The sequence below is a fragment of the Reichenbachiella sp. MSK19-1 genome (assembly GCF_003590315.1).
GTDB classification, from domain to species: domain Bacteria; phylum Bacteroidota; class Bacteroidia; order Cytophagales; family Cyclobacteriaceae; genus Reichenbachiella; species Reichenbachiella agariperforans.
Genome location: NZ_MIER01000002.1, coordinates 74,443 through 99,645, shown reverse-complemented (window position 1 = coordinate 99,645; position 25,203 = coordinate 74,443). Strand labels below are relative to the sequence as shown.

Here is a 25,203-nt window from a genome sequence, read left to right as displayed (position 1 = left end):
TTATTTTCTTATTATTGCGTTCAAATTCTTTTCAAAACTATCGATCAAGGCATTCATCGTCTTGTCGATCACTTTATCATTCAAGGTCTTATTTTCATCCTGAAGGATAAAACTCAAAGCGTAAGACTTCTTGTCCTCTCCGATATTCTCTCCCTCATAGACACTAAACACATTGATCCTCTTGATCAGTTTTCTTCCTATCGTCTGCGCGATCTCCATGATCTCACTAAACTCGGTTTTCTTGTCTATCACGAGTGACAAATCTCTTCTCACCTCTGGGAATTTTGACACCGCTTTATACAACGTTGTCTTCCCGTACTTTTTGAGCATTTTAGACCAGTTAAACTCAGCATAAAACACGCTCTGGTTCACACCTATAATCTTAGTCAATTTCGCTTTTAACTTCCCAAAAGACACCAAAACCACATTGTTCAGCATGATATCCAAACCATACTCAAACCCTTGACTCTGTGTAGGTACTGATTGAAAATCCGCTACGCTGAATTTATCTAATAATTTATGTACGATCGATGACAATTCATGAAAATCAGACGTCTTTTTATCCACATTCCAACTTTCCTCTGACTGATCCCCAGTCAAAAACAATCCAAGCTGCTGTTCCTCTTTATACTGATCGGCTTGTTTCTGATACACTCTACCAAATTCATAGAATTTCAGATTCGGTTGCTTCCGATTGATATTGTGCTTGAGCGCTTCCAAACCTGAGAATATCAGGGTGCGTCGCATGATTCCGAGTTCTTCACTTAGTTTGTTGAGTACTTCGACATTCTCATCAGCTTCCCAGTATCCTGCCTTCGCTAGATACTCAGGATTGGTGAGAGAGTTGCTCATGATCTCATTCATGCCAAGTGCAGAAAGGTACAGTCCTGTCTTTTCCTGAATTTTCTCTCTATCTGGAGTGGGAAAATTGGCCAAGTAGCCTGCTGTGGAATAATCCCCTAACTCAATATTGTTATAGCCATAGATGCGCAAAATCTCTTCGATCACATCCGCTTCACGCGTCACATCGAATCGATATGGCGGCACATCTACTTGAAACCCCGTATCGGATTCATGACTGACTTTTATATCTAGGTGCTCCAAGATGGATTTGATTCTCTCCTTAGGTAGCTCGACACCTATCAGCCTATTGATATTGCAATACGACATTTGGATAGTAAAATCTTGAACCGTCTCTGGGTATATATCTATGATATCAGAGCTCACTTCTCCACCTGCCACTTCTTTGATCAAAATAGCTGCCCACTTCAAGGCATCTACCGTAATCCTCGGATCAGTACCTCGCTCATATCTAAATGACGCATCGGTTTTCAAACTGTGTCTCGTCGCAGTATTCCTCACATAGTCAGAAGAGAAATAAGCAGACTCTAGAAAAATATCTGTAGTGGTTGACTTGACCCCAGATTTAACTCCTCCAAACACCCCTGCGATACACATCTCTTCGGAGGCATTACAGATCATAAGATCTTTGGCGGACAATTTTCTTTCTTTCTCGTCCAATGCTACGAAAGGCGTACCCTCCTTTACTGTCTTGACGATTACTTTATTTCCTTTGATTTCACTGAGATCAAAAGCATGAAGCGGCTGCCCCAACGAATGTAAAACATAGTTGGTCACATCTACGATGTTATTGACAGGAGTCAAGCCTATGCTGTTTAATCTAGCCTTGAGCCACTTAGGAGAATCTGCCACCGTGACGTTAGCGATGGTCAGTCCCGAATACCGAGGGCATGCTTCTGCATTTTCTACTTCGACTGTTATTGGTTTGCTTTGACTATCTACCTTGAAAGAAGACAGATCTGGAAACTTCGTGGGACGCTCAAAAGCAGCTTTGAGATCACGTGCCACACCGTAGTGAGATGCTGCGTCTGCACGATTAGGTGTTAGTCCTATCTCGATGACCGTATCTGTGGTAGGTTTAAACAGTTCGGCTGCAGGAGTACCATTGGGCAAATCAGTGTCTAAAACCATAATTCCATCATGAGAACTCCCTAGACCTAGTTCATCCTCAGCGCAGATCATCCCGAGAGAAACCTCTCCTCTAATCTTTGCCTTCTTGATTTTGAATGGGTCGCCTTCACTAGGATATAGCATAGCACCAACAGTCGCTACTACTACTTTCTGTCCCGCCGCTACATTAGGTGCGCCGCAAACTATGGGCGACAATTCATCTTGTCCAATATCTACAGTAGTCAGACTCAGCTTATCCGCATCAGGATGCTTGGTGCACGTTTTGACCTCACCGATCACCATCCCAGCCAAACTGCCTTTGATTTCTTCTACCTCTTCTAACCCTTCTACTTCTAATCCTGTATTGGTCAAGGTCTCTGAAATGACGCCTATTTCCTCTCCTAGATCAATATATTCCTTTAACCAATTAAGTGAAATCTTCATTTATATAAATAAGCTTTTTAGCTGCGGATAAAACAAGCCGTAAAATTAAGAAAATAAGGGAGTCTGAGCGGTAGAATTAGCTTCTTCTTTTTCGGATAAGTGTAGAGGCAAGCACAATCGCCATTCCGAACACCATCACCAGATACATCCACTTCGGATCACCCAGTCTGTAGGATCGCAAAAACTCAGAAGTAGCCAAGAAAATCAATAGAAATCCACCGAGGATTCCTAGGCGCTGCATAGTCTTAGGCTTCATTCTCTAGTTCTATAGTATTTTCCCAAAGTCTAAATTGTTCAATATCTTCTTTGATGCTATTATACACCCAAAAGATAATGGCCAAATCATCCGTCAATCCCAAAGCTGGGATAAAATCAGGAATCATATCTAATGGCGTGATAAAATAAAGCAATGCACCAACTGCCAATAACATCGTACGCCATGGCAATTCACTGTAGTGCCCTCTGACCTGCGCCTTGATCATTCTCAAAAAGACACCCACCTTATCTACTAGGTTAGCGATCTTGTCACTATTCCCGATTAGATCCGTCAGTCTATGCGTAGTGGTACTCAGTAGGTTATTGATTCTATCATTATCCTTCAACAAGCCCTCAGCTTTATCCTTATACTTTTTAAATACTTTTTCCTTGTTCATACTCATTCGAATTTAAAAATTCTGTTGTATTTCCTCTTTGATAAACACCAGTGCATAATCAACCTGAAGATGCTCTCGCTCCATCACTCTCTCAAAAACCTTTCTAGCCAAATCTATGCTCTTGGCATCCTCTCCTAAAGAACTCGCACATTCATTGACTATCATCACGATTTCTTCCATGGCACTACTGACCACTTCCCAGGCCTGCACACTCATGTACACCTGCTGAGAAACATTGTGAGAAAACTCTTCACGAACTTCGTGCAACAACACTTGATGAAACTCTAACGCACTCATTTCGCCAACGTTTAGTCTTACGATTAAATTCTTGGGCATGATACGCTCCAAAAACAGGCAAATCCGTTCATAAGCAGCCAGTCTGATGGGCAATACGACTTCAGTATTTTTTAATTTGATCTCGATCAACTTACTATCATACTCCTTTCGGATAAAAAGCCTCGTCATCAAAAACATAGCGTAAAGTACTGCGCCTGCTGGCAAGATAATTTTTCCGAATTCTATAAGTGCTTCCAATTAAATTTCGTTTATGTCTAAGTCAAAAATAAGTAATTTTGTCTTAGCAAAGCTACAAATCAATTCATGGATATAGAACCCGTCAACATCACCGCCAAAGCCGTCATAGAAGTCAAAAACATCATGGACAACAAAGGCATCCCCAAAGACTATGCACTGCGCATAGGTATCAAGGGAGGTGGATGTGGTGCGATGGGGTATGTGATAGGTTTTGACAAGGCCAATGATGCTGATATCAGCTATTCGCAGGAAAACATCCCGATTGTCATTGACAAAAAACACGTCATGTACTTAATAGGCCTAGAGGTAGACTTCATAGAGGAATCTGACGCGAGAGGCTTCAGCTTTAACAAGCCTGGCAACAACTAATTACTAAAGGTTCTCTAATCTGAGTGTGACAGAAGCTTTGTGACACACTCCTTTGATCGGAGGGTTGTGTTTACTCACGGTAGACTTCACTGATAGTATTAGAGGGAATTTTTCGAGGATTTGATGATTAATGGACATGGATAGCGTCTCTAATAATTTGGTAGGGACTTTCATAATCCCCTCTACGAGGCTGTAGATGATCTCATAATTGACTGTAGCGTCCAAATCCCCATCTTCAAAAGATTTTGGATCGGCAAGCTCAACTTCTACATCCACAGTATATTTATTTCCTATTTCTCTTTCTTGCGCATAAAATCCATGATGCGAAAAAAAGTCAAGCCCTTCCAGCTTTACTAGCATGTAATTAGTCTTCTAATTGATCGAAAAATGACAAATCCTTATTGGATACTTTCTTTTCTACCACCTTGGCAGCTGCTTTGGCTGCAGGCTTGACAGGCGTCCCCGCTTGATCACGAGAGATTGGGTTTTGATCCGAGATATAATTCTTCTTCACCTGTAGCTCATCATCTTCGGAATATTCAAAGCTCGAAGATTGATCCATATCCAGTTTAGCCTTAGGGATGGCTTTAGGAGTTGGTCTATTATACTCCTCTGCATCAAAATTAATTTCTTCCGCTTTGCTTTCCACTCTCTCGCTAGTCTCTCGAAGCATCTGTTTCACTTTTTTGAGATGCACTTCGATACCAGACTCCTGATACTTAGACTTCTCCACCTTACTCATCAGTTCACTAGACATGATTTTGAGTTGGGAGATCGCTCCATCTCGCATATTTTCTATGACACGGTAGTTCTCCTCGATCTCTTTCACCTCTTGACTCATCTCTTCGATGATCTCCTTCGCTTGATCTTCTGCCTTATCGATAAGTGCACGCGCTCTATTCTTGGCTTCACTGACCATTGCCTCAGCATTGATCTGCGTCTCCTTCATGTGTAGCTCAGCGGTCTTATTGGCTTGATCAATTACATTGGCTCCTGTATCTTCTGCTGTCTTTAGCGTCCTGAAGAGGGTAGTTTCTACTTCTCTCAACTTCTGCACTTCCTTTTCCAGCTTGGAAACATCCCCTTTGAGATCTTTGTTTTCATCCAACATTCTCTCCCACTCATGGGATAAAGAAATCAGAAATGCTGTGACTTCTTCCTTGTTGATACCACGGAAAGCCTTTTCAAAAGATTTTTGTCTAATTTCTAGAGGAGTAATTTTCATAACTTAAACTTTAAACCCTTTCCACAGGAATCCCTGTAGAATCGCTTAATTAATGAAAACCATTAAAATATGAGCTCGGTCCCCACTAATTAAAATTACATAATTAGTACGTAAATACTGGTGGCTTATTTATCTATAAGGGCGGCTTACTGTGCAATAATACGCATTATTTTGCAATATTAATATCCCAGACGGATATAGAGCGGTCGTCACTACATGAAATCAAGAATTGTTTAAACCCCGACCAAATCAGCTTGTTAACAGAGGTCAAGTGCCCTCCATGTCGTGCTTTGTCTATGACTTTAATCAGACGACGCTGTTCATAGTCCCATATCTTGATCGTCTTGTCCATACTAGCTGTAGCAAAATACTGATAGTCAGGCCTAAACACCACATCATTGATCGCATACATGTGCGCATTGATACTTTCCAGTTCGTTCTCCTGCTGAGACACATCCCAGTATTTGAGTCGTGCATCTCTACTAGCAGTCAATAGCACTTGATCCTTTACGTGATGAGCCAATCCGAACACCGACTTCTCGTGTACCATCGTTTGATTTTCGATCTCAAAAGACTTCAAATCAACTCGAATAATCTGCCCATCACTTGCTCCTACGAAACATCTATCGTCTATAACTAATATCTCTCGAAGGTTCTTTTCAGACATGACTGAACGCTTAAGTACTTTTAGCGACTTCATGTCAATAATGAAGAACTCTCCTTCTGCACATGCTACCAAAACAAGCCCCTGAGTGTATTGAATATCATAGATTGCCAATTTACCTAACTGCAACGACCCTGCTTCTGATCGATCTGACAACCTGATCAAATGAATCCCCTCATAGTTCTGACCAACAATTAGAATATCATGCTCTGGAACATAGCAAAGCGCATATACCGAAGAATCCACTTTTGCAATCAATCTACCGTTCTCGTAGTTATGTAGATCCCACTCGATCACATGCCCATCTCCCCCAGAGGAATAAAACAGATGATCTTCACCCCCTGGCTCTATGGTATATACAGCATCTTTGTGCCCCGTATAGGTATGAATTTTGGTTATTTCTACTTTGGGTAGTGTAGACATAAATTTTACAACGAAATAGCTTCTTTGATTTTTATCGCAGTTTGAGCCAGTTCCTCTGAACCAGGACATAGTTTAGGTCGAGCAAAATTCATGTCATCCATTACCTGGATAGGAATCAAATGCACATGTGCATGTGGCACTTCCAGACCGATCACGGTCACACCAATGCGCTGACATGGGATCACTTGTTCTATCCCTGCCGCTACTTTTTTAGCAAAACGATGTAGTCCCAACATAGTGTCATCAGGAAGATCAAAAATATAATCAATCTCCACTTTAGGCACTGCCAAGCAGTGCCCTTCTACCAACGGATTGATATCTAAGAAAGCAATAAAGTCATCTGTCTCTGCTATTATATGTGCAGGAATCTCACGATTGATTATTCTGGTAAAGATGCTCGCCATGATAATTACAATCCGATTTCGAGTATCTCAAATTCAATATCACCTGCAGGTGCCTTGACGATAGCTTTCTCACCGATTTTCTTGCCCAACAGTCCTTTACCTAATGGAGACTCTACTGAAATTTTACCAGATTTGAGATCAGCCTCTGACTCAGCGACTAACGTATATTTCATTTCCATGCCACTCTTCACATTCTTGATCTTGACTGTACACAGTACAGATACCTTCGTCAAGTCGATCTGTGACGAATCCATCACTCTAGCGTCTCCTACAACTACCTCGAGTTTAGCAATCTTGAGTTCTAGCAAACCTTGAGCATCCTTTGCTGCATCGTACTCTGCGTTTTCACTAAGATCCCCCTTGTCACGAGCTTCAGCGATCTGCTTAGCGATATCTGTTCTTCCTTTTGTTCTTAATTCGTTGAGCTCATCCTTGAGCTTCTTCAATCCTTCTGCGGTATAATATGATACTGCCATTTTTTTTCTTATTGATATATATAAAAAAGAACGGCCTCATTTCTGAAACCGTTTCTTCATTTTTTCTACAAGCTTGAATGCAAAACTACGCAAAAACCAACAATAATCAATGATTACTGACTTACGCGTTGTTTTGCTTTTTGATCAAGTTCAATGCAGAACCTGCTTTGAACCATTCAATCTGACCAGCATTATACGTATGGTTTGCAAGGATGTTGTCCTCCGATCCATCGGCGTGCTTCGCTACAATCGTCAATGGCTTGCCTGGTGCGAATTCTTTTAAATCCACAAAGTCAAAAACATCATCCTCCTGAATTTTGTCATAATCTGCTTCGCTAGCGAATGTCAACCCTAACATCCCCTGCTTCTTCAAATTGGTTTCGTGGATTCTGGCGAAAGACTTCACCAATACTGCGATCACACCCAAGTGTCTTGGTTGCATCGCGGCATGCTCTCTAGACGAACCCTCTCCATAATTATGATCACCCACGACAATCGTCGGGATTCCTGCTGCTTTGTAAGCTCTCTGCACATCTGGCACAGCACCATGCGACCCATCCAACTGGTTCTTTACACTGTCTGTTTCTCCGTTAAACGCATTCACAGCACCTGTAAGGGTGTTATTAGAGATATTATCCAAGTGACCTCTGAATCTCAGCCATGGCCCTGCCATAGAGATATGATCCGTCGTACACTTCCCTTTTGCTTTGATTAACAGTTTAGCTCCCGTGATATTTTCACCATCCCATGCGGCAAATGGAGACAACAATTGTAGGCGCTTGGAGTCGGGACTGACTGCTATCTCAACACCTGAGCCGTCAGCCGCTGGTTCCTTATAGCCTGCATCCTCTACATCAAATCCTTTTGATGGCAGCTCTTCTCCTTTTGGAGGGTCAAGCTTCACTTGCTCCCCTTTGTCATTGGTCAAAGTATCCGTGATAGGATTAAATCCCAGATCACCAGATATCGCAATAGCCGCTACCATTTCGGGAGAGGTTACAAATGCGTGCGTATTTGGGTTACCATCTGCTCGCTTGGCAAAGTTCCTATTGAACGAATGGACAATGGTGTTCTTTTCCTTTTTATCAGCTCCAGCACGATCCCACTGCCCAATACACGGCCCACAGGCATTGGTAAATATCCTTGTTCCTAGCTTTTCGAAAACATCAAGAATACCATCTCTTTCAATAGTGTATCGCACTTGTTCTGAGCCAGGGTTAATCCCAAAATCTGCCTTAGGCTTGAGACCTTTGGCTACAGCTTGCTCAGCAATTGATGCAGCCCTGGACATATCCTCGTACGAAGAGTTGGTACACGACCCAATCAACCCCCACTCTACTTTAGTAGGCCAATCGTTGGCTTTGGCTTTCTCTGCCATCTCTGCAATAGGTGTAGCCAAATCCGGTGTAAATGGGCCATTCACGTGAGGAGAAAGGGTGTCAAGGTCAATTTCTATTACTTGATCAAAGTATTTTTCTGGATTAGCATATACCTCGTCATCCCCCGTCAAGTGCTCTCTCATGCCGTTAGCCAAATCAGCCACTTCTGCACGGTCGGTAGCTCTCAAGTATCGCTCCATTGAATCATCATAGCCGAAGGTAGAGGTCGTCGCTCCGATCTCTGCCCCCATGTTACAGATGGTTCCTTTCCCTGTACAAGATAGGTTTTTAGCTCCTTCGCCAAAGTATTCGACGATCGCTCCAGTACCGCCTTTTACAGTGAGTATCCCCGCTACTTTCAAGATCACGTCTTTCGCTGAAGTCCAGCCGTTCATTTTACCCGTTAGCTTGACACCAATCAGTTTTGGGAATTTCAACTCCCAAGCCATGCCTGCCATTACATCTACGGCATCCGCTCCACCGACACCTACAGCGACCATTCCTAGTCCTCCAGCATTCACAGTGTGTGAATCCGTACCGATCATCAGTCCACCGGGGAAGGCATAATTTTCTAATACCACTTGGTGAATGATCCCTGCTCCTGGCTTCCAAAACCCAATTCCATACTTGCTAGAGACAGAATCCAGAAAATTGAATACTTCATTGGAAGTATTGAGCGCATTTTGCAAATCTGCTGCTGCTCCGATTTTCGCCTGAATCAGGTGATCACAGTGAACTGTCGTAGGTACTGCGACTTTGGGTTTGCCCGCTTGCATAAACTGCAAGAGTGCCATCTGAGCCGTTGCATCTTGGCAGGCAATTCTATCTGGCGCAAAATTCACATAAGACTCCCCTCGTTTGTATTCCTCGTTTGGCACACCATCGTAGAGATGCGAGTAGAGAATTTTCTCAGACAGGGTCAGCGGCTTACCTGTCAATTCCTTTGCCTTGTTGATTCTATCCCCCATTTGAGAATAAACCTTTTTTATCATATCGAGATCAAATGCCATAGAAAGTATTTTTTGCTTTATGAATTGTATTCCAATTTAACAATAAACGAGATATAATAAAGGGAGTTGTGGGATTGATCGCAAAGAAAGGCTGTTCTGCTAGGACTAGGGATTGCCTGATCTACGTGTTCGTGCCTCTCACTGCATCAGGCAATGGCGATGTGTTGTAAGTAAAGGTCAGGGTTGGTCAAGGTTTAGCGGAACGCTTTTCCACCATCCATTGCATGGTGGAAACAGGGTGGGCTTTCACCTTCTGTCCCTCACTTCATACATACCAGCACCTACCCCTAATCACAAAAAGTGCTTTTAAACGGCGCTAACCCAATCGTCCTCGTCTGTGACGAGGATGCACTGGTCCTAAGTTTGTAACTTAGTTATTCTATCAAAACACATGAAATCAACCCAACTTGACCCGCATATTGTCGAGCCGAACTAAAGATGTAATGCTCTGGCTCTGATACGATCAATGCCTCAACTGGATTGTGATGAATGTAATGCAGCTTCTGTTCCATCAGGTGATTCGTATCCAATACGATTGCGTGATTGCCATCTCGCCAAAACTTATACTTCTTGATCCGTTTCAAGAACTTGCCCGCAAACTCAAATCGATACAGCATCCAGTCTCTCCTACTTTCTGGCTCAGTAGAGACACCTGCTATGATAGCTTTGGCTGTGAACTTCTTAAAATCTCTGATGATGTCAGACAAAATATAGCCCTCTTTGGCAGAGGCGATCAAATGCAAATGATTACTCATGACCACCCAAGCATATAAAATTAACCCCTTATGTGATTGGCAGTAGGATAGGCTTTCCACTATTTTCAGCCTATGTTCCTTTCTGGTAAAAACATCAACCCAATCCACCACCGTTAATGTCAGAAAGTAAATGGCTTGTTGATCTGCTATTAAATATCTATCTCCAGACATCTAGGGAAGATAATGAAAAATGCGAATATTCTTACTTGTGGTTATTTATCGCATTACAAATGCTCTACCATGACATCCTCGTCACAGACGAGGACGATTGGGTTCGACTTTACAAAAGTCGAACAACGGAAATGCTTTTTATTCCAAATCAGTGTGGCCACCTATTGATAAAGTCCATATCTTCATGCTAAGTAGAAGCACACATTTTTAAGTAAAGAAATCAATTATACCTATTCTATGTCGTTAGCAATCATCGGATGCCTTCTGTTAGTAACAATAACACTACTCATAATCAATGCCGAGATATTAGTAATACTTCGATCCAATTTAAAAAAGAAAGATGCCCAGCCATCTAGTTATGGAATATTCATCATTTATGGCTTCTTAGCAATTGCTGTGTTCATGGCCTGGAGATATTTCCCGAATATTATGCCCATATTCGGGTTCGATAATAACACTAATATGGGTGATAACTACGGTATTTTAAACACCCTTTTCTCTGGATTTGCCTTTTTAGGATTATTACTCACCATTTCTCTTCAAATGCGCGAGCTTAAACTTCAAAGACAGGAACTAGAAAAGACAGTTGAAGCTAATGAGTCCATTGCATTAATGTCTTTATTGAACATAGAAAAGCAAGAACATCAGGATTTACTTAGAATCCGTCCAAGGTGGTCCGTTAATTATGATGTAAATAACTCAGAAGTTTTATTTACACTAAAATTAGAGAAAAATACGTCTATGATTTTAGAAGTACTGTTTGGTGAAGAAAAGCCAATTAACACTGTGGGGACTGAATTATATGAAACTTTTAGTGTTGATAGCAAAACTGAGTTCAGGTTTAAAATAAAAGGAAAGATTGATAGAAATAAAGATTTTAAAATAACATATCAAGATATTGATCATAATATGTATGAACAAACATTCGGAATTCCAATTGAAACTGTCATTTCACACATCCCTAAACTTATAGCCAAATCAGAACGATCTGAAATGGAAAGAAGCATCAGCGAAAAGACCAAGAACCTTTTGAGCAAATGGAGGTAGCAGTTATTTATCGCATTTGCCATGCAAGGCATAATAAACAGACCTAAAAGAACCTCTCTATTGTGACCGTCAATATGGCAGTTTCACTGCAAAAACACCCGCAAAAGTCCCGTTTTATCCTTCCCAAAAGTGGGGATGAAAGAACCTCAAGTGATTCTCAAAAGAAACACGTGTGTTTGACCGCCGAAACACACGTGTTTGGAGCTCGGAACACGTGTGTTTGATCGATCAAACACACGTGTTCAAAAAAGGAAACAAAAAACCTCCCTCACGCCTTTTAAACGGCGTTTTTATTAGCTCTTGGGTATGAATCCACAGCAAGTAATGTCTTTGACCTATCTATTAGGGGGGGCTAAAAAAAAACGGACATTCTGTCCGTATCTAGTTAGTCCTAAAAGAAGGGTAATAAAAAAGCCTGTTCTATTCCTAATAGTGATCAGGAACAAAACAGGCTTTAAATATATTCTCTATCTCGTGACTACTTCATCAGCAACTTACTCGAAGGCTTGAACTTCGTCAAGTTGATGCCTTTCACTGCTGCTTCGTATTCAGCCAAATTAGGCGTCCGACCCAATACAGTAGAAAGTACTACTACTGGTGTAGACGAAAGCAATGACTCTCCTTTTTTCTCTGTCGAGTCCTTCACGACTCTCCCTTGGAATAGACGTGTAGAAGTCGCCATGACCGTATCACCTGGCTCTGCCTTTTCTTGGTTACCCATACACAGGTTACAACCTGGGCGCTCTAGATACAGCATGTTTTCGTATTTGGTACGAGCAGCGCCCTTAGGTGCGTTATCGTCAAACTCAAAACCAGAGTATTTCTTTAGTACATCCCAGTCACCTTCGGCTTTCAGTTCATCTACGATATTGTATGTAGGAGGCGCTACCACGAGTGGCGCTTTGAATTCTACTTTTCCTTGTTGCGATTCGATGTTTTTCAACATTTGCGCAAGAATTTTCATATCGCCTTTGTGTACCATACACGAACCAATGAAACCAAGATCCACTTTCTTGTCTCCACCATAGTACGACAATGGTCTGATCACATCATGCGTGTATCGTTTAGATACGTCATCGTTGTTTACGTCTGGATCGGCGATCATTGGCTCTACGATTTGATCCAAATCAACTACTACATCCGCGTAATACTTGGCGTTTGCATCTGGAGTCAACGCCGGCTTCTCACCCGATCTGATCTCCGCTATTCTCTTGTTGGCAATGTTAATCAATCCTTGAAGCACTTGCTTCTGGTTGTCCATGCCCTTATCGATCATGATTTGGATTCTACCTTTTGCGATCTCTAGCGATTCGATCAAAGTCTCATCCTCAGAGATACAGATAGACGCTTTCGCTTTCATCTCTGCTGTCCAGTCGGTAAACGTAAAAGCTTGATCAGCAGTCAACGTCCCGATGTGCACCTCGATGATTCTACCTTGGAATACGTTCTCTCCGCTGAATTGCTTCAACATCTGCTGCTGCGTGGCATGTACTACATCGCGAAAGTCCATGTAGCTCTTCATGTCCCCTTTGAAAGTCACCTTCACTGATTCTGGAATTGGCATAGAAGCCTCTCCCGTAGCAAGTGCAAGTGCAACAGTACCTGAGTCAGCACCGAAAGCCACACCTTTTGACATTCTCGTGTGCGAGTCACCACCGATGATGATCGCCCAATCGTCGATCGTGATATCGTTGAGTACTTTGTGAATCACGTCGGTCATCGCGTGATATTCCCCTTTAGGGTCACGTGCTGTGATCAAACCGAAATCGTTCATGAATTTCATCAACTTAGGAATGTTCGCTTGCGCTTTGCTATCCCAAACTGAGGCCGTGTGACAACCCGACTGATAGGCTCCGTCCACGATTGGAGAAATCGTAGTAGCAGCCATAGACTCCAATTCCTGAGAAGTCATCAACCCTGTCGTGTCCTGCGACCCTACGATGTTTACTTCTACACGTACGTCAGACCCCGCATGCAATACTTTGCCTGGAGTCGTTCCCACAGCGTTTTTGTTGAATATTTTTTCTACAGCAGTAAGCCCTTGTCCCTCGTGAGAAACCTCTTTTGACGGAGCAAATACCACTGGCGCTTCGATACCTAATGTCTTCGCAGCGAATGTTTGAATCTTCTTACCAAATACGATGGCATATGATCCACCCGCCTTGATAAACTCTACCTTCTGAGGAGTCAACGAAGCAGATATGTCCATCAACTCTTGATCTCCGTTGTAAAGTTTCTTCTTCTTCGTATTGATTGTAAGTACTGTGCCGGTAGCTACAGAATATGCTTCTTCCAATACCGGTTCCCCATCTGCATCCATGATTACTTTACCGTCAGCATCCGTCTTTTTTACCCAGTTTTTGAGGTCAATCCCGATACCTCCTGTCACACCTACAGTGGTCAAGAAGATCGGCGAAATGCCGTTAGTACCAGCAATGATCGGAGCGATATTGACGAAAGGAACGTATGGACTTGCTTGGATACCAGTCCATAGCGCCACGTTATTGACTCCTGACATCCTAGACGAACCGACACCCATGGTGCCTTTCTCAGCGAGTAGCATGACACGCTTGTCAGGATGCTTTTCTTTCAGAGCAGTCAGGTCGCTTTGCATTTGCTTGTTGTGCTCGAAGATACACTGACCGTGCAACTCACGATCTGATCTAGAGTGGGCATCACCTCCTGGTGATAACAAATCTGTAGAAATATCTCCTACACCTGCGATGAAAGTCACGATTTCGATTTCTTCTTCTACATCAGGTAGTTCAGTGAAGAATTCCGCTTTTGCATAACTTTCTAACAACTCTTTGGCGATGGCGTTACCGCTTTCATACGCCTGCTTCAAACGATCGTAATCCGCATCATACAAGAATACCTGCGTTTTCAGCACCTTAGCAGCTTCTTGCGCAATAGATGCGTCATCAGCAAGCGCTAGGTCAAGCAGCACCTCAATAGAAGGACCACCCTTCATGTGAGACAGCAACTCAAAAGCGAAAGTAGGTGTAATCTCCTCTACTACCGATTCACCAAGAATGATCTCTTTTAAAAATTTCGCCTTCACACCAGCAGCACTTGTGGTACCTGGCAAAACGTTGTAAATAAAGAATTTAAGAGAGTCTTCCCTGCTAGCGTTTCCTGAATCTTTAATTTGTGAAATGATTTCACTTAGCAATTCAGCACCGTCAATTGGCTTTGGGTGAAGCCCTTCACCTTTTCGCTCTTCGATCTCCTTGATGTAATCGTTGTAATGAGTATTCATATTTTTGAAGTCTATTCAATATCTAAAGGTGGACACCTAAAAGTCGCAGCCTGTACAACCAGATTCCTTTCCTCCGTAAATTAATTGAAGCAATTTTTAGATTTTATCATCTCAGAACCTAAAACCATATTGCTCAGTTTGTTTTTAAAATTAATAGTTGTATTTGGGGACAAATGCTTGTTTTGGGTCGCAAAAGTAAAAAACATTCAAGGTATTTTGAGTGAATTACCTACAAATAACTACGTAGAACATTTTACAGTTAATAATCTAGATGAATTCTAAATAACAAAAGCTAACCTGTTTTCACAACTAGCTTTAAACAAACAGTGTTCGTACACGGAGTTAAAACCAGCCAAGCCTATATGAAAACCCTTACTCCTTCATACTCACGATTTCACTCAGTGCAAAACGTAGCATTTAACCCAAAAAACTTCACTCCTCTGACCTCCTACTCATCAACCCAAATTTGATCTTAAAAGCTGTTTTATCATCCAGAGTCACGTACTTTGCAACACACATCAGCCTCGGCTGAAACGTCATTAAGCGCTGTTAGAATGAAAGAATCAAAAAAATCACGTCCTCCCAAAGCCAAACTACACCCCAGAAATCAGCATCAAGGCCAGTATGACTTTGCGCTTTTGATCAAGTCGAACCCTACGCTAGCAGAGTATGTCAAACCCAATGACTATGGCACTGATTCTATTGATTTTTCTAATCCCAAAGCTGTCAAAGCACTCAATCAATCGTTGCTCCAGCACTATTACAATATCGATCTATGGGACATCCCCGAAGGGCACCTGTGCCCGCCCATACCAGGCCGTGCTGACTACATTCACCACATGGCTGATCTATTATCCAACAATGGCGTGATCCCAAAAGGGCAAAAAATCCACTGTCTAGATATAGGCGTGGGAGCAAACTGCATATACCCACTGATTGGAAACCATGAATACGGTTGGTCATTTGTGGGGTCAGATATTTCCCCTGAATCGATCCATTCCGCTCAGATAATACTAAATGCAAACCCAAGACCTAAAAGCGCTATATCCCTTCGACTGCAGGCCAATCCAAAATTCCTCTTCACAGGTATTATCAATCAAGGAGAGGTGTTTGATTTAACGATATGTAACCCTCCGTTTCACGCCTCAGCAGAAGAAGCGCTCCAAGGATCGAAACGAAAAACACGAAACCTCAAACAAAAAAGAAACACAAAGACGGTCTTAAACTTCGGAGGACAAAGCAATGAGCTATGGTGCAATGGTGGAGAAAGGGTTTTCGTCTACAACATGATTCAAGACAGTATACAGCATGCTACATCTTGTCTATGGTTCTCCACACTACTCTCCAAAGAAAGCAACCTCATCCCTACCCGTAAAACACTAGAAAAAGCAGGTGCAGTGGCTATTAAAGTCATCCCTATGGGACAAGGCAACAAAACCAGCAGGATCGTGGCATGGTCTTTTCTATCTAAAGAACAACAAGACACATGGAAAAAACTCCGCTGGCCAAAATAGCAATTTGCAAGACCGCTATACCGACCATCGATACTAAAAGAGTGATCCACATCGTTTACCATAAAAATGCTTTAATATGAAATACACAATACTACTACTCTCCGCATTACTACTAACCATCTTTAGTTGTGATGAGCTTGACAAGCTAACACAGTTCAACATGAAATACAGCGAATCGATCACTGTACCTTCCAGTACTGTCATTGACTTTCCCATTAATCTATCCACTCCTTCGATCGAGTCAAACACTGAATCAACCTTTGCGGGTAACAATACAAACAAGAATCTAATAGAGACAATTCGTTTGGACGAAATGACCTTAACTATTCAATCTCCTACCTCTGGAGATTTCGGTTTTCTCGAATCAGTACAGTTGTTCATCAATGCTGATGGACTAGACGAAATAGAAATCGCTTATCTGGAAGAGGTCCCTGAGGACGCGAGTAATACAATATCACTGGAAATCACAGGGGTCAACCTCAAAGATTACCTCCTCAAAGACTCCTTTCAGCTCCGAATGAAATCAAGCACCGACGAAACCATCGAGTCTGATCATGAAATCCAGATCAACTCTACTTTCTTCGTCGACGCGAAGATTTTAGGACAGTAAAGACATAGAAAAAGCGAAGGGATATCCCTTCGCTTTTTCATTTTCTTGATTATTTCGTCTTGAAATGGTGTTACACATTGAAACGGAAATGCATGACATCTCCATCCTCTACCACGTATTCTTTTCCTTCTATAGCCAACTTACCTGCTTCTTTGCATCCATGCTCAGTTTTGTACTGTACATAGTCTGGTATTTTGATCACTTCTGCTTTGATAAAGCCTTTTTCGAAATCGGTATGAATCACTCCAGCAGCTTGCGGTGCCTTCCACCCTTTCTTGATCGTCCAAGCCCGAACTTCAGTCTCCCCAGCTGTGAAATAAGTGATCAAATCCAATAGACCATAAGCTGCTCTAATCAGCTTATCCAATCCAGATTCCTTCAATCCATACTCTCCTAAGAACATCTCTTTCTCTTCTGGTTCGTCGAACTCGGCGATCTGTGATTCGATCGCTGCACTCACCATCACGACTTCAGCATCCTCATCAGCTACAGCTGCTTTGAGTGCTTCTACGTGCGCATTACCTGTTAGTATCGAACTTTCTTCCACGTTGGCTACATAGATCACAGGCTTCACAGTCAGCAACTGCATATCAGCTATCGCTTCCTTTCGCTCAGGAGTCAACTCAAGCGAACGAGCGTTCTTACCAGACTCGAGCAAATCCTTGTACTCTTGTAGTATTGCCACCAAGGCTTTTACCTTGGCATCACCAGACTTGGCGAGTTTGACATTCTTATCTATTTTCTTATCAACAGACTCCAAGTCCTTGATCTGCAATTCTGTATCAATCACTTCTTTGTCAGACACTGGATTAACCACACCATCGACATGCACGATATTGTCATCATTGAAGCATCGGGTCACATGAACGATGGCATCCACCTCACGGATATTCGCTAGGAATTTATTCCCTAACCCTTCGCCTTTGCTTGCTCCTTTGACCAATCCAGCAATATCTACGAACTCCATGACTGTTGGCAAAACCTTCTGAGGACTAACCAGCCCTTCTAGAATCCTGAGTCGTTCGTCGGGTACCGTGATCACTCCCACGTTGGGTTCGATGGTACAAAACGGAAAATTAGCTGCCTCTGCTTTGGCATTGGATAGCGCATTGAAAAGAGTAGACTTACCTACATTCGGCAACCCTACGATTCCACATTTCAACCCCATTTACTTTATTATTTTGATACTTGAAAAACTTGATAACTATTGAACCCGTCTCTGATTTCCATCACTGATACCCGAATAATCGTGTAGACTGGAATGGCTGCAATCATGCCCGAAATCCCCGCTAAACTAGCGGCCGCAAAGATAACAACAAATATCTCTAACGGATGTGCTTTGACACTTTTAGAAAAGATCATAGGCTGCAGTACCACATTATCCATCACCTGCACTACGGCAAAGACTGATACGATCTTTACAATCAGTATCATAGTAACCTCATCTAACGCGAAATGACCACTAGAAGACAGCCCTACTAAAATCCCAAAAACAGACCCGAGCAAAGGCCCTAAGTATGGAATCAAATTGGCCAAGGCAGCAAATACAGCAATCGTCAAAGCATAGTTTACCCCAAAAATAGACAAGCCTATTCCTGCAATAGAAAATATTGCCAACATCTGTAGTAGTAAACCTATGAGATAGTTAGACAATAAATGTTCGATTTTATGAATTGCAGATATAAACAACTCGAAATACTGATTGGGCACTATGGAGATCAGCAATCTGCTAATAATTCCATTTTCTAGAAGGAGAAAAAATGTAATAAAACTCAATGCCATAAAGGAAACAAACACTCCACCTGTCATGGTCACTACATTGTTCAAAACACTTTGAAAATTAATATCTCCGAGTACTTCTACCGTAGACCGCTTGATTGTCGAAGTGAAAGTGTGGTCTTCTGCACTGATCAGATTGTACTCTATCAAAAACTCCTCAGTTGCGACGATCGGCTGTGACAGGTGCTTGTACACTTCATCAAAGCTAATACTCGATATCACATTGATTTGCTCTACAATCAATGGAATGAAAAGCAAGATGAACAGTGCTATGACACCAATCACACTACAAAAAGAGAGAAGAATAGCCAGTACCCTAGGCACTTTCACTCTAAAAATATACGTTCGACTGATGAAATTCGTCATCGGTCGAAGAATGGTCGCTAATACAATGGATATACAGATATACATGAAAATATCTGAAAACAACCATGCACTAAAGATGAACAGTGAAGTGATGAGTATGAGCGACAGGAGTGTACGATTGATCATGCGTTAAAATAAAAAAAGCCCTTGGTGGTATCCAAGAGCTTCATGATTTCTTTAAGTGAAATTATTAGTCCCAATTCAGGTCTGAATTACCACTGGTAACACCTACCCTTTCTGATTTATGGTTTTCGTCTTGTTCTTCATTATCCTCATCGAAAGCATCAAAATCCACTTCTGGCATCAGCTCCTCTTTGACATGATCAACGGTTTCGGTGAATGCCTTCATAAATTTGTTAAAATCTTCTTTATACAAGAAAATCTTATGCTTTTCATAGAAGAACCCATCATCCTTGTACCTACGTTTACTCTCTGTGATCGTAAGGTAGTAGTCATTAGATCGGGTCGCCTTGACATCAAAAAAGTAGGTTCTTTTCCCTGCCCTTACCCTCTCTGAGAAAATCTCAGTTCTTTCGTTGTCTTTATTCTCTTCCACTTTTCAGTTTGTTTTGGTTTCCGACAAGTCGGTTCACTTAGTTGATTAGTTTTTCTAAAACATCCAATATAAGCTAAAATAATTAACAAATCCAATAGGACACCCATAATCTAAATCGATATATTCACGCCCGAAAACCAGCTTACTAAATCCTCCTATTTTATCTACATTACTTGATATATGTAGACTATAGTCGGTAATTTTAAGTTTGAACAAAGAATAACCTAGAGACCTTGAAGCTAGAAATAGACATTAATGCCATCAAAGAAACAGCTAACATAGAGCTGCTAGCCAAACAAATGGTGGAAGGTTTCATCACTGGGCTACACAAATCTCCCTACCATGGTTTCTCTGTAGAGTTCGCAGAGCACAGCCTCTACAATTTCGGAGACAGCACCAGAAACATTGACTGGAAAGTCTACGCCAAGACCGACCGACTCTATACCAAAAAATTCGAAGAAGAAACAAATCTCCGCTGTCACATCGTCCTCGACACCTCTTCATCGATGTATTATCCAGAGCCTTCTTTGGGTAAAATTCGGTTCTCAGTACTGGCAAGTGCAGCACTTGCGTACTTGCTTCACAAACAACGTGATGCCGTCGGACTGTTTACCTTTTCGGATCAGATCACTTTCCAATCCGAAACACGATCTACAGGAGCACATCTGCACAATCTACTCGGACATTTTCAGCGCTTATTCGAGGAAGTACCAGAACATCAAGCTACCGCTGTAGCACAAACCCTACATGAAATTGCTGACAAAATCCCACGTAGATCGTTGGTGATTTTATTCTCAGACATGCTACATAATCAGAAGGACGAACAAGAGACTTTTGCTGCCCTACAGCACCTCAAGCACAACAAACATGAAGTACTTGTCTTTCATGTCAACGATAGTCAAACTGAGCATGATTTTGATTTTGAAGACCGACCTTACAAGTTTCAGGATCTAGAAAGTGGAGAGATCGTCAAGCTAAGTCCCGCTGAAGTAAAGTCGAGCTACAAACAGCAGATGAAAGAATACATGACCGAGCTACAGCTCAAATGCTCACAACTCAAAATAGACTTTATCGACTGTGATATCCATCAGAGTTTTGACAATGTACTATCACAATATTTGATTAAAAGATCAAAAATGAGATAACTCATGGAAAACCAACGCAACAATGCCATCGCCAATGCGGCCAACTGGATCATCATCACCGTCACAGCTTTGGCAGTACTCCTTTATTTTGGAAACTTCCTGAAAACATTTGCTATGGCAGTACTGATCTGGTATCTGATCAAAAAACTCAGAGACACGATCGGCCTGATCAAAGTTGGAAAAATCAAATTACCTAAGTGGCTCATCACCACCTTGAGTAGTGTGATTGTGTTCTTGATTATTTATCTTATTATTCAAATCATCGGCTCCAATATTCGGAAGCTTACTCAAGAACTTCCCCAACATAGCGAAAACATCAACATTGCGCTTCAATACATCGAGACTCAGTTTGGGATCGAAGACCTTTCTCAAAATTTCTCAAAATTCATCGAGAAATACCAAACCGAGATGTTGGGATACGCAGGATCTTTTGCTGGGGCAGTGGGAAAATCCCTAATGGTGATCGTCTATGTTATTTTCCTCCTATTGGAAGAAAGCCTCTTTGGTATCAAAATAGACAAAGTCCTAAAAACAACACAACGAGGAACCAACATTCAGAAAATTGGAAGTGCCATTACCCTGCTTTTTGACCAGTACCTGTCTGTCAAAATTTTCACCAGTTTCCTGACAGGGTTATTGAGTTATTTTGCTCTGCTAATTCTAGGAGTAGAACTAGCGGGACTATGGGCTTTTCTAATTTTCCTATTCAATTTCATCCCTACCATAGGATCAGTAATTGCAACCGCTTTCCCTGCACTGTTTGCCTTAATGCAAAACGGTACTATGAACATTTTTGTCTTAGTTCTCATCTTGGTGGGCGGTATCCAAGTCCTCGTAGGGAGTCTAATAGAACCCCGCATCATGGGCGAAAAACTAAACATCAGTCCACTGGTAGTTATATTGGGGCTTGGCCTATGGGGGTTCATCTGGGGAGTGATAGGCATGCTACTCTCTGTCCCCATCACCGCCACGATGATCATCGTATGTAGTCAGTTCGAGAACACCAAGCCCATCGCTATCCTGCTATCCAAAAATGGAGACATAGGATTAATCAAAAAAGAAGTTGAGGACATAGAGGTAGACGAAAATCTATAACAGAGATGTTGAAATAATCATTTTACCATTTCTCAATCCTCAGTATCAAACCTATCAGAGTTCTATTTCATAGAGCAAAATGAATTTTTACCTTTGCGGAAAAAATTGATGATTGCATGGTTTGCAAACTGGAGAAAAAAGAAATTGAAGAAATCAATCCATCCAACATACTGCCTCAAACACCCTACTGGGCAAGAGTTAAAGACAAGCAAGGGTTTCAGCCCAGCGGCTTTCAACTAACTGTATCAAAAGACCTCCTACACAATAATTCAGATTCAAAAAACACTCAGGACGACCTGCTCGTATTGATCAAATATATTAGTAGCGATCTGTGCTATGCATACGTCCCTCACGGCCCTAAACTCGAGCCTATCCTAGAAAACCAAGGCTTGTTTTTGGAGCAATTATCTGAGACGATCAAACCCTATCTACCTGTCAACTGCGTATTTATTCGCTATGATCTTCTGTGGCAAAACCAATGGGCCATAGAAGACGACTACTTTGACACATCTGGACACTGGCAAGGGCCACCTCAAGACCAAGTGCAGGAAATGAGAGTAAACTATAAGACGCACCACTGGAACTTAAGAAAAAGCACCAGTGACATGTTGCCTAAAAACACCTTCTTCCTAGACTTGACACAAAGCGAAAACGAGCTAATGTCCAACATGCGCTACAACACACGCTACTGCATCAAAAAAGCCATCAAACATGGGATTCAGGTCAAGGAATATGGAGTCGAGCACATCAGTGAATGGTACAAGCTCTATCACGAGACAGCACTTCGTCACGGCATGCCGCTGCAAGACGAAAAGCATTTTGCAGACATCTTGAAAAACCAAGACAACAGCCACAAAGGTGTCAATGTCAAAATGCTCATGGCCGATATAGATGGGAAGTATATGGCATCCATGTTTTTGGTCTCATCCCATAGACGTGGCAACTATCTATACGGCGCATCATCCACCAACAACAGAATGGCCAGCTACGTGCTACAATGGGAATCCATCAAAATCGCGAAATCCATGGGCTGCACCGAGTACGATATGTTCGGTTCTGCTCCCAACATAGACAATGCCCACCCACTACATGGTGTGCATATCTACAAAAAAGGATTTGGCGGAGATCTACATCATCGAATGGGCTGCTGGGACTATCCTTATAGTCAGCAAGAGTATGACCTGTTTCGACTACAAGAGCTGGGCAACAACTAGGCTTTTTCCTTACGCATAAAAGTATCTAGATTTTTGCGAGCGGTTGCTCGTAGCTTATTCTGAAAGAAAGGTGTCCAACCCATGGTATAACCAAGAGAGCCAAAAGCCATTCGTGCCCATCGATAGAGATCAAATCGGTCGGTGTGAGCAACAATTAATCCATCCTTGAACACAAAGCTTGCGTGAATTTTATTCGATACTTTTCGACCCGTTTTGGAGAAAGAATAATTAGCACCCCAGTCAACACTCCCGTGTTCTCCTTCGGCAGTCACGTTATCAAAAAATATCTCTAAGTCCGATCCCGCCTTGATTAGCATCTCCCACATGGCACATGCCTCTTGGTAGTTCAGCACACCAAAAACAGGGTCTTCAAATCTAAGATCAGGGTGATAACATTCCTTCATTGCATGCGCATCCTTTTGACTGAATGCCTTATAAAAATGCTCTATTAATCCAATATGACTCATGGTTTCATCTTTAACACTTTGTACAGTAATTTATCAAAACCCCGGTCAGACATAAACATACGAGGCAAAGTATATTTCAAAAATTTGTTTCTGACCACCAATCGAAAAGTCTTGGGTTTACGCTGTGTAAACGTTTTGAAAAGCAATTCGCTTAAAGCCTCCACCGGGATCGCTCCACTGGCTTCTCGCTCGGTAAGCTGATAAAACCGCATCAAGGATTTGCCATATGGTGACTGCTGCAGCTTCTCACTAGGCTCCTCTACTTTATCCCAAATCGGCGTTTTGATCGCCCCTGGATTCAAAACCACTACATCTATCCCAAACAACATCAACTCTCTCCGCAATCCTTCGGAGTAGGCATCCACAGCTGCTTTCGAACTACCATAGGGCGTCATAAAAGGCATTCCGCTACGACTAGCCACCGAACTGATATTGATAATCTTTCCAGGATGCATCACGCCTCCATCCTGCGCACCCAGAAGTGGCAGAAAGGCATTGGTCACCGCTACCAGTCCGAAAAAATTAACCTCGAACTGTCTGCGAAAATCATCAGCGGTCAAACACTGAACAGGTCCTGTCACAGCAATCCCCGAGTTATTGACCAGCAACTGAAGCCCTTGGTCTCCACACTCGCTCGTCACTATTTTGGCAGCCTGATCTATCGCTTCCTGATCCGTCACGTCGATGAGTAAAGGTCGAAAGAATGCTCCAAACCGCTCCACGAGTTGATCGGCATCTTCCATTTTGCGCACACTACCAAAAACTCTATAACCCTCAGAGATAAATTTCTTGGTAGCATAGTAACCTATCCCTGTTGAGACCCCTGTGATCAGAACATTACCCTTCATCTTATTTCTTATTTAGTACCCGTCTAAAGTTATCACAAAACACGGCAGTAGACACACCCACATTCAAAGACTCTGCACCACCATAGGCTGGTATCTTCACTTCCTGATCCAACTGAGCGATCAGTGCTGGAGCTATCCCCGTCGACTCATTACCAAACAGAATCAAAGCGGGTTCTTTGAAACTCACACGATGTATATCGTCTCCATTCAGCGTCGCACCATAGCATGTTTCCATTTGACCTACCACCTCTGACAAATCAGCATACACCACTCTGACACGTGCAAAAGATCCCATCGTAGCAGAAACCACTTTCGGGTTGTAGCAGTCCACCGAATCAGGTGAACACACGATGGTATCAAATCCATACCAATCTGCTATCCTAATGATAGTGCCCAGATTACCAGGATCTTTAACCCGATCAAAGCCCAACATAGATCGACTATAATCCAAAGCGTGTTCTTGAGGAATTTCGGCGATGGCCAGTGCTGCATTATTATTGGTGAATACACCGACCTTACTCAGTTCCTTCTCTGACACCACGGTGCAGGCGACAGCTGCCGCAGCGACCTCCTCTCGATAGTTACCCATAAAGGTCTCCGTGACAAAGCACCGATCGACCCTCAATTCCGACCGAATCAACTCTAGCACATTTTTTGCCCCTTCGACAATAAAACGGTTTTCGAGTTTTCGAAATTTTTTTAATTGTAATGATTTAATGAATTTTGATTCTTTGTTTGAGATCATTCAAATAGAGTCTTAAAAGCACGTTTATTTCTACTGTCAAAGCGTACCCAAATACTGACAATAGTTTATATTCAAACTTA

Annotated in this window: 25 protein-coding genes; 7 read left to right on the top strand and 18 right to left on the bottom strand. The window is 42.2% G+C overall.

The window, feature by feature from the left end; all coding sequences use genetic code 11:
- From pheT to BGP76_RS00580, 4 genes are all read right to left on the bottom strand, one after another.
- Complete coding sequence (pheT, locus tag BGP76_RS00595; protein WP_119843232.1) at positions 1–2,415, bottom strand: phenylalanine--tRNA ligase subunit beta; 2,415 nt, start codon at positions 2,413–2,415, stop codon at positions 1–3.
- 76 nt (positions 2,416–2,491) lie between these two features.
- A complete protein-coding gene (locus tag BGP76_RS00590; protein ID WP_073120317.1) occupies positions 2,492–2,671 on the bottom strand; it encodes a hypothetical protein in 180 nt (59 codons plus the stop codon).
- Positions 2,661–3,068: a YkvA family protein gene (locus tag BGP76_RS00585; protein ID WP_073120319.1), complete on the bottom strand. Its 408-nt coding sequence runs from the start codon at positions 3,066–3,068 to the stop codon at positions 2,661–2,663. The genes BGP76_RS00590 and BGP76_RS00585 overlap by 11 nt, the downstream gene beginning before the upstream one ends.
- A 12-nt stretch (positions 3,069–3,080) precedes the next feature.
- Positions 3,081–3,602: a hypothetical protein gene (locus BGP76_RS00580; RefSeq protein WP_073120321.1), complete on the bottom strand. Its 522-nt coding sequence runs from the start codon at positions 3,600–3,602 to the stop codon at positions 3,081–3,083.
- Between the two features lie 66 nt (positions 3,603–3,668).
- Here BGP76_RS00580 and BGP76_RS00575 point away from each other — a divergent pair, with 66 nt between their 5' ends.
- Positions 3,669–3,971, top strand: coding sequence for an iron-sulfur cluster assembly accessory protein (locus BGP76_RS00575; protein ID WP_073120323.1), 303 nt, complete (start codon positions 3,669–3,671; stop codon positions 3,969–3,971).
- A 3-nt stretch (positions 3,972–3,974) separates the two neighbouring features.
- On the opposite strand, the gene folB is transcribed toward BGP76_RS00575, so the two are convergent.
- The 7 genes from folB to BGP76_RS00540 all read right to left on the bottom strand — a co-directional run bounded on the left by folB (position 3,975) and on the right by BGP76_RS00540 (position 10,478).
- Entirely contained in the window at positions 3,975–4,331 is a 357-nt protein-coding gene (gene folB / locus BGP76_RS00570) for a dihydroneopterin aldolase (RefSeq protein WP_073120324.1), read from the bottom strand.
- A gap of 4 nt (positions 4,332–4,335) precedes the next feature.
- On the bottom strand, positions 4,336–5,196 hold the full coding sequence (locus BGP76_RS00565) for a DivIVA domain-containing protein (RefSeq protein WP_073120326.1): 861 nt from the start codon (positions 5,194–5,196) through the stop codon (positions 4,336–4,338).
- A gap of 166 nt (positions 5,197–5,362) precedes the next feature.
- Positions 5,363–6,283 (bottom strand): WD40 repeat domain-containing protein, encoded by a 921-nt coding sequence (locus BGP76_RS00560; RefSeq protein ID WP_158583970.1) that lies wholly within the window; start codon positions 6,281–6,283, stop codon positions 5,363–5,365.
- A 5-nt stretch (positions 6,284–6,288) separates the two neighbouring features.
- The gene (locus tag BGP76_RS00555; protein ID WP_073120330.1) at positions 6,289–6,687 is read right to left on the bottom strand and encodes an HIT family protein; all 399 of its coding nucleotides are present in this window, start codon (positions 6,685–6,687) and stop codon (positions 6,289–6,291) included.
- A gap of 5 nt (positions 6,688–6,692) precedes the next feature.
- Positions 6,693–7,163, bottom strand: coding sequence for a transcription elongation factor GreA (gene greA, locus BGP76_RS00550; RefSeq protein WP_073120331.1), 471 nt, complete (start codon positions 7,161–7,163; stop codon positions 6,693–6,695).
- 121 nt (positions 7,164–7,284) lie between these two features.
- Entirely contained in the window at positions 7,285–9,552 is a 2,268-nt protein-coding gene (locus BGP76_RS00545; protein ID WP_119843230.1) for an aconitate hydratase, read from the bottom strand.
- A 374-nt stretch (positions 9,553–9,926) separates the two neighbouring features.
- Positions 9,927–10,478: a transposase gene (locus tag BGP76_RS00540; protein ID WP_119843229.1), complete on the bottom strand. Its 552-nt coding sequence runs from the start codon at positions 10,476–10,478 to the stop codon at positions 9,927–9,929.
- Positions 10,479–10,940: 462 nt separating this feature from the next.
- Here BGP76_RS00540 and BGP76_RS00535 point away from each other — a divergent pair, with 462 nt between their 5' ends.
- The gene (locus BGP76_RS00535; RefSeq protein WP_147407337.1) at positions 10,941–11,525 is read left to right on the top strand and encodes a hypothetical protein; all 585 of its coding nucleotides are present in this window, start codon (positions 10,941–10,943) and stop codon (positions 11,523–11,525) included.
- Between the two features lie 478 nt (positions 11,526–12,003).
- On the opposite strand, the gene BGP76_RS00530 is transcribed toward BGP76_RS00535, so the two are convergent.
- Entirely contained in the window at positions 12,004–14,784 is a 2,781-nt protein-coding gene (locus tag BGP76_RS00530) for a bifunctional aconitate hydratase 2/2-methylisocitrate dehydratase (protein WP_119843227.1), read from the bottom strand.
- 554 nt (positions 14,785–15,338) lie between these two features.
- On the opposite strand from BGP76_RS00530, the gene rlmF reads away from it, so the two are divergent.
- Together rlmF and BGP76_RS00520 are read left to right on the top strand one after the other, a co-directional pair.
- Positions 15,339–16,298 (top strand): 23S rRNA (adenine(1618)-N(6))-methyltransferase RlmF, encoded by a 960-nt coding sequence (gene rlmF / locus BGP76_RS00525; protein WP_073120338.1) that lies wholly within the window; start codon positions 15,339–15,341, stop codon positions 16,296–16,298.
- A 76-nt stretch (positions 16,299–16,374) separates the two neighbouring features.
- The gene (locus BGP76_RS00520) at positions 16,375–16,908 is read left to right on the top strand and encodes a hypothetical protein (RefSeq protein WP_119843226.1); all 534 of its coding nucleotides are present in this window, start codon (positions 16,375–16,377) and stop codon (positions 16,906–16,908) included.
- A 70-nt stretch (positions 16,909–16,978) separates the two neighbouring features.
- On the opposite strand, the gene ychF is transcribed toward BGP76_RS00520, so the two are convergent.
- The 3 genes from ychF to BGP76_RS00505 form a co-directional block, all read right to left on the bottom strand.
- Positions 16,979–18,076, bottom strand: a complete 1,098-nt coding sequence (gene ychF, locus BGP76_RS00515) for a redox-regulated ATPase YchF (protein WP_073120342.1) — start codon at positions 18,074–18,076, stop codon at positions 16,979–16,981.
- Positions 18,077–18,084: 8 nt separating this feature from the next.
- Positions 18,085–19,179, bottom strand: coding sequence for an AI-2E family transporter (locus tag BGP76_RS00510; RefSeq protein WP_119843225.1), 1,095 nt, complete (start codon positions 19,177–19,179; stop codon positions 18,085–18,087).
- A 64-nt stretch (positions 19,180–19,243) separates the two neighbouring features.
- Positions 19,244–19,609 (bottom strand): DUF3276 family protein, encoded by a 366-nt coding sequence (locus BGP76_RS00505; RefSeq protein ID WP_073120343.1) that lies wholly within the window; start codon positions 19,607–19,609, stop codon positions 19,244–19,246.
- A 233-nt stretch (positions 19,610–19,842) separates the two neighbouring features.
- On the opposite strand from BGP76_RS00505, the gene BGP76_RS00500 reads away from it, so the two are divergent.
- The 3 genes from BGP76_RS00500 (at position 19,843) to BGP76_RS00490 (ending at position 23,063) form a co-directional block, all read left to right on the top strand.
- On the top strand, positions 19,843–20,754 hold the full coding sequence (locus BGP76_RS00500) for a DUF58 domain-containing protein (protein ID WP_119843224.1): 912 nt from the start codon (positions 19,843–19,845) through the stop codon (positions 20,752–20,754).
- A gap of 3 nt (positions 20,755–20,757) precedes the next feature.
- Complete coding sequence (locus BGP76_RS00495; protein WP_073120347.1) at positions 20,758–21,849, top strand: AI-2E family transporter; 1,092 nt, start codon at positions 20,758–20,760, stop codon at positions 21,847–21,849.
- A gap of 116 nt (positions 21,850–21,965) precedes the next feature.
- Positions 21,966–23,063: a peptidoglycan bridge formation glycyltransferase FemA/FemB family protein gene (locus BGP76_RS00490; RefSeq protein ID WP_119843223.1), complete on the top strand. Its 1,098-nt coding sequence runs from the start codon at positions 21,966–21,968 to the stop codon at positions 23,061–23,063.
- On the opposite strand, the gene BGP76_RS00485 is transcribed toward BGP76_RS00490, so the two are convergent.
- From BGP76_RS00485 to BGP76_RS00475, 3 genes are read right to left on the bottom strand one after another with little or no spacing between them, the layout of a single operon-like run.
- On the bottom strand, positions 23,060–23,530 hold the full coding sequence (locus BGP76_RS00485) for a nuclear transport factor 2 family protein (RefSeq protein ID WP_119843222.1): 471 nt from the start codon (positions 23,528–23,530) through the stop codon (positions 23,060–23,062). The genes BGP76_RS00490 and BGP76_RS00485 overlap by 4 nt on opposite strands.
- Positions 23,527–24,378 (bottom strand): SDR family NAD(P)-dependent oxidoreductase, encoded by an 852-nt coding sequence (locus tag BGP76_RS00480; protein ID WP_119843221.1) that lies wholly within the window; start codon positions 24,376–24,378, stop codon positions 23,527–23,529. Before BGP76_RS00480 ends, BGP76_RS00485 begins: the two co-directional genes overlap by 4 nt.
- Before the next feature lies 1 nt (position 24,379).
- Positions 24,380–25,123 (bottom strand): RNA methyltransferase, encoded by a 744-nt coding sequence (locus tag BGP76_RS00475; RefSeq protein ID WP_119843220.1) that lies wholly within the window; start codon positions 25,121–25,123, stop codon positions 24,380–24,382.
- Between the last annotated feature and the right edge of the window lie 80 nt (positions 25,124–25,203).

Excerpts from the sequence above, each read along its gene's own strand:
- pheT (WP_119843232.1), bottom strand. The coding sequence starts at position 2,415 with ATGAAGATTTCACTTAATTGGTTAAAGGAATATATTGATCTAGGAGAG.
- BGP76_RS00590 (WP_073120317.1), bottom strand. The coding sequence starts at position 2,671 with ATGAAGCCTAAGACTATGCAGCGCCTAGGAATCCTCGGTGGATTTCTA.
- BGP76_RS00585 (WP_073120319.1), bottom strand. The coding sequence starts at position 3,068 with ATGAACAAGGAAAAAGTATTTAAAAAGTATAAGGATAAAGCTGAGGGC.
- BGP76_RS00575 (WP_073120323.1), top strand. The coding sequence starts at position 3,669 with ATGGATATAGAACCCGTCAACATCACCGCCAAAGCCGTCATAGAAGTC.
- folB (WP_073120324.1), bottom strand. The coding sequence starts at position 4,331 with ATGCTAGTAAAGCTGGAAGGGCTTGACTTTTTTTCGCATCATGGATTT.
- BGP76_RS00565 (WP_073120326.1), bottom strand. The coding sequence starts at position 5,196 with ATGAAAATTACTCCTCTAGAAATTAGACAAAAATCTTTTGAAAAGGCT.
- BGP76_RS00560 (WP_158583970.1), bottom strand. The coding sequence starts at position 6,283 with ATGTCTACACTACCCAAAGTAGAAATAACCAAAATTCATACCTATACG.
- BGP76_RS00555 (WP_073120330.1), bottom strand. The coding sequence starts at position 6,687 with ATGGCGAGCATCTTTACCAGAATAATCAATCGTGAGATTCCTGCACAT.
- greA (WP_073120331.1), bottom strand. The coding sequence starts at position 7,163 with ATGGCAGTATCATATTATACCGCAGAAGGATTGAAGAAGCTCAAGGAT.
- BGP76_RS00545 (WP_119843230.1), bottom strand. The coding sequence starts at position 9,552 with ATGGCATTTGATCTCGATATGATAAAAAAGGTTTATTCTCAAATGGGG.
- BGP76_RS00540 (WP_119843229.1), bottom strand. The coding sequence starts at position 10,478 with ATGTCTGGAGATAGATATTTAATAGCAGATCAACAAGCCATTTACTTT.
- BGP76_RS00535 (WP_147407337.1), top strand. The coding sequence starts at position 10,941 with ATGGGTGATAACTACGGTATTTTAAACACCCTTTTCTCTGGATTTGCC.
- BGP76_RS00530 (WP_119843227.1), bottom strand. The coding sequence starts at position 14,784 with ATGAATACTCATTACAACGATTACATCAAGGAGATCGAAGAGCGAAAA.
- rlmF (WP_073120338.1), top strand. The coding sequence starts at position 15,339 with ATGAAAGAATCAAAAAAATCACGTCCTCCCAAAGCCAAACTACACCCC.
- BGP76_RS00520 (WP_119843226.1), top strand. The coding sequence starts at position 16,375 with ATGAAATACACAATACTACTACTCTCCGCATTACTACTAACCATCTTT.
- ychF (WP_073120342.1), bottom strand. The coding sequence starts at position 18,076 with ATGGGGTTGAAATGTGGAATCGTAGGGTTGCCGAATGTAGGTAAGTCT.
- BGP76_RS00510 (WP_119843225.1), bottom strand. The coding sequence starts at position 19,179 with ATGATCAATCGTACACTCCTGTCGCTCATACTCATCACTTCACTGTTC.
- BGP76_RS00495 (WP_073120347.1), top strand. The coding sequence starts at position 20,758 with ATGGAAAACCAACGCAACAATGCCATCGCCAATGCGGCCAACTGGATC.
- BGP76_RS00490 (WP_119843223.1), top strand. The coding sequence starts at position 21,966 with ATGGTTTGCAAACTGGAGAAAAAAGAAATTGAAGAAATCAATCCATCC.
- BGP76_RS00485 (WP_119843222.1), bottom strand. The coding sequence starts at position 23,530 with ATGAGTCATATTGGATTAATAGAGCATTTTTATAAGGCATTCAGTCAA.
- BGP76_RS00480 (WP_119843221.1), bottom strand. The coding sequence starts at position 24,378 with ATGAAGGGTAATGTTCTGATCACAGGGGTCTCAACAGGGATAGGTTAC.
- BGP76_RS00475 (WP_119843220.1), bottom strand. The coding sequence starts at position 25,123 with ATGATCTCAAACAAAGAATCAAAATTCATTAAATCATTACAATTAAAA.